Annotated in this window: 2 protein-coding genes and 1 tRNA gene; 2 read left to right on the top strand and 1 reads right to left on the bottom strand. The window is 54.8% G+C overall.

Features of this window, described 5'->3' with window-relative positions:
* Nucleotides 1-82: 82 nt before the first annotated feature.
* Nucleotides 83-466 carry a hypothetical protein gene (locus tag ACFTOW_RS13480; RefSeq protein ID WP_379916564.1) on the top strand — a complete coding sequence of 128 codons (384 nt, stop codon included), beginning with the start codon at nt 83-85 and terminating at the stop codon, nt 464-466.
* Nucleotides 467-532: 66 nt separating this feature from the next.
* A tRNA-Gln gene (locus ACFTOW_RS13475) sits at nt 533-607 on the top strand.
* 117 nt (nt 608-724) lie between these two features.
* Here ACFTOW_RS13475 and ACFTOW_RS13470 read toward each other — a convergent pair.
* Nucleotides 725-1,666: a SecDF P1 head subdomain-containing protein gene (locus ACFTOW_RS13470; protein ID WP_379916562.1), complete on the bottom strand. Its 942-nt coding sequence runs from the start codon at nt 1,664-1,666 to the stop codon at nt 725-727.
* Between the last annotated feature and the right edge of the window lie 171 nt (nt 1,667-1,837).

Genomic DNA, 1,837 nt, shown 5'->3' with positions numbered 1-1,837 from the left:
GGATGTTAACAATGCAGGTGGGTCAGTTTTAGATGATCATAACCCACCCAAGTGGGTCACTTTTGCATGCCGATTCACAGTCTTGACCAGCCCTGCCGTTCTGGTCTGGACCGAAAGCCTGAACGCGTCCGACATATCGCTGCGCATGACCGCCTGGATCGATCAGCGCAGCACGTCGCTGCTGACCGCCCGGGGCGAGGCGATCCGTCAGATCCTCGCCGCGTTCGAGGCCGCAGGAATCGAGATGCCCGACCCGACCTACCGGCTGGTGATGTGCGACCCTCCCGCACCCGCGCAGCAAACAACGCAACACAGCCCCCAGGGCCCGGCCGCCCCGGCCAACAACCCCGACGATTCGCTGGACGTTCAGGCCAGCACCGAACATCAGCTCGAGCGCATCGTCGAAGAGGAACGCGTGGTCACCGCACAGGACGACCTGCTGCGCCGCGATGCCCCACGCGAATAAACCGCGATTTTTTCGCAAATGCGGTCTTGAACCCCCGCCCGCTTGGCAGTAATCAACGCGGCACGTTGGGGTGTAGCCAAGTGGTAAGGCATCGGTTTTTGGTACCGTGTATCGTAGGTTCGAATCCTACCACCCCAGCCAGTCACCCGATCAGCCCGAAGCATCCTTCCGCAAATGGATTGGCTGTCGTGGTGGCACTCTGAAGTGCCCCAAGCGGTGACCCAACGGGTGGCTCCAAAAGGAAAGAAGGACGAAGCCTCACGGATTGATCGTGATTGCTTTAGGCAAACGTCCCGCACGTAAGATGGCCGCGATCACCTCTGTTTCTGAAACCGAGAACTGACCTCTGATGATGCCTTTTCCACTGGCGATCTTTGATTGGATTACAGGCGCGGATAGAACCTCACCATCCAGTGCGATAGCCAAAGGCCAACCGACCTCGTGTGCAGTGGCCTCACCAAGTTTTTTTGACCCCTCTGCGTCCAGAGTAATCTCGATGGCAGGAGCCCCCATGTTGTCAAACACTGCACTAGCATCGCGGATGTTGAAGGAGGTAGCGATCGCCTGATTATGCAAGACGTAGCTTATCCGACTCTCAAATCTCGAGGGCATGACAGTAAAGTGGCTTCCTCCCAAGATGGGGGGAGACGTTGTTCTTGTTACCACCCGCATAAGCTGCAAATCGCCGATAGTGGAAACAAGTAAATCTAGCACCTCATCAGCAATGTGCGGAACAAAAATCGCACTACGACCCTCAGACAGCGCCCAGACTTTAGCTAAAGTATTTGGATCGTACTCTCGCAGCCGACCTCTGATTAACCGCTCGACTTGCGCTTGGAGGTCAGGGTCACTTTCAACGACCATATCGGTACAGAGGATGGGTAGGAGGTGGCATTCCGCATCGAATAACTGAGCTACACCGTCAAGGTCCAAATCACCCACTCTGCCCAGCACGATCTCAACTGCAACATCACTTTCGGGGTGCTCTTGAATAATCGCTTCTAGCAATTCCGATATTCTTTCCAACAGGACAACTCGTTTTGCGGCTTTGCCCTCCCCCGCTTCACGGAGCTCATTATATTCCTCATAGAACTGAGTAGCTTGCACAAAATAACTGTTAGCAATGCCACTCATGTCACCTGCACGAGCTGATCCCAAAAATGCCAAAAAGGTGAACATTGCAACGATAAAAACCTTCATCTGAGCCTCCCTCGCCACATGAAGTCATGCGTTCCTCTGCCTGTCACCATTCGCAAGCTGCTACGGGTGTAAAGGGTATTTTCCACTTAAGGGCACCTCGATTTTTCGTCGTTTTCCGCGGTTCAGGGCGGGTTTTCTGGCCTGAAGCGTGCAGGAAGCGGCTTGCTGGGA

This window comes from Lacimonas salitolerans (assembly GCF_042677865.1).
Lineage (GTDB): Bacteria > Pseudomonadota > Alphaproteobacteria > Rhodobacterales > Rhodobacteraceae > Lutimaribacter > Lutimaribacter salitolerans.
The sequence above is the reverse complement of the archived record's forward strand: the minus strand, read 5'-3'. Positions and strand labels throughout refer to the sequence as shown.